We start from the raw sequence: 1,821 nt of genomic DNA on the forward strand, positions 1-1,821 counted from the left end.
CCACCGGCTCGTCCATGACGTGCTGAGCGCGGTGGGCCTTGACCCGGCGCTGGTGATGGGGCGGTTGCCGCATGAGTTCTCCGGCGGGCAGTGCCAGCGCATCTGCATTGCGCGGGCGCTGGTGCTCAATCCGGAATTCATCATCTGCGACGAGCCGGTCTCCGCGCTCGACGTTTCGATCCGCGCCCAGATCCTCAATCTGCTGGAGGAGATGAAGGCGCGCTATGGATTGACGCTGCTGTTCATCGCCCACGACCTCGCGGTGGTGAAGGCGGTGAGCGACCGGGTGGCCGTGATGTATCTCGGCCGGTTGTGCGAGGTCGGCCCGTCCGGGCAATTGTTCGAAACGCCGGCCCACCCCTATACCGCGCTGTTGATCGAGGCGATCCCGGTGCCCGATCCGGACGTGCGGCCGGCCGAAAGCGTGCCGGTCGGCGAGCCGCCGTCGCCGATTGCGCCACCGTCCGGCTGCCGCTTTCGCACCCGCTGCCCCCGCGCGGATCGGCGATGCGCGAGCGAGATGCCGGAACTGCGCGCGGTCGCGCCCGGCCAGTTCGCCGCTTGCCATCACCCCTTGATCTGAATATCGACCGCCCTTTTCGCGTTTGTCTCGACCGGACAGGCGTGGCAGTGTCCGGACAACAGCAAGAATGTCGGGAGAGACGCGATGAAGAGTTTCCAGGTTGCCGATTTCAACGCCCCCTTGAAGGAGGTCGATCAGCCGACGCCGCAGCCGCAGGGAACGCAGGTGTTGCTCAAGGTCAAGGCCGCCGGCGTCTGCCACTCTGATCTGCACATCTGGGAAGGCGGCTATGATCTCGGCCATGGCCGCAAGCCGCTGTCGCTGAAGGACCGCGGCGTCTCGCTGCCGCGCACCATGGGGCACGAGACGGTCGGCGAAATCGTCGCGTTCGGACCCGGCGTCACGGCCGGCGACACGGGCGATCTCAAAATCGGCGACGTCGCGCTGGTCTATCCCTGGCTCGGCTGCGGCAAGTGCGAGACCTGTCTTGCCGGCGACGAGAACATGTGCCTGAAGCCGAACTCGCTCGGCGTCTATTGCGACGGCGGCTATGCCGACCACATGACAGTGCCGCATCCAAAATATCTCCTCGATCTGAAGGGGCTCGATCCCGTCACCGCCGCACCCTATGCCTGTTCCGGCGTCACCACCTACAGCGCGCTGAAGAAGGTCGAATTCGCCTTCAATACCCCGATCGTGATTTTCGGCGCCGGCGGCCTCGGCCTGATGGCGCTGTCGCTGTTGAAGGCGATGGGCGGCAAGGGCGCCATCGTCGTCGATATCGACGCGCGCAAGCGCGAGGCGGCTGAGGCGGCCGGTGCGCTCGCGACCGTCGACGGCAAGGCGCCCGACGCGCTGGAGCAGCTGGCGCAAAAGGCCGGCGGGCCGATCCGCGCCGTGATCGATCTGGTCGGCAACGCCGCGACCACCCAGCTCGGCTTCGATTGCCTGACCAAGGGCGGCAAGCTCGTGATCGTCGGCCTGTTCGGCGGCGGCGCGCCATGGGCGCTGCCGCTGATTCCGATCAAGGCGATCACGATCCAGGGTAGCTATGTCGGCAATCTTCGCGAGACGCAGGAGTTGCTCGATCTCGTCCGCACCAGGAAGATCGCGCCGATCCCGGTGACGGCAATGCCGCTCGCCAGGGCCAACGAGGCGCTGGTCGATCTGCAGAAAGGCAGATTGGTCGGCCGCGCGGTGCTGACGCCGTAGGTTTCCGCCGTTTGCCGCCGTCATTGCGAGCGAAGCGAAGCAATCCATTCTTTCTTTGTGTGGCACGATGGATTGCTTCGCTTCGC

2 protein-coding genes are annotated in these 1,821 nt (G+C 66.0%); both read left to right on the forward strand.

The window, feature by feature from the left end:
- A partial coding sequence (locus WCE35_RS21200) for an oligopeptide/dipeptide ABC transporter ATP-binding protein (protein ID WP_424595274.1) occupies positions 1-583 on the forward strand: 583 nt, incomplete at its 5' end.
- Between the two features lie 84 nt (positions 584-667).
- Positions 668-1,735 carry an alcohol dehydrogenase gene (locus tag WCE35_RS21205; protein WP_424595275.1) on the forward strand — a complete coding sequence of 356 codons (1,068 nt, stop codon included), beginning with the start codon at positions 668-670 and terminating at the stop codon, positions 1,733-1,735.
- The last annotated feature ends 86 nt before the right edge of the window (positions 1,736-1,821 follow it).

The organism is Bradyrhizobium sp., assembly GCF_049691595.1.
Classification (GTDB): Bacteria; Pseudomonadota; Alphaproteobacteria; order Rhizobiales; family Xanthobacteraceae; genus Bradyrhizobium.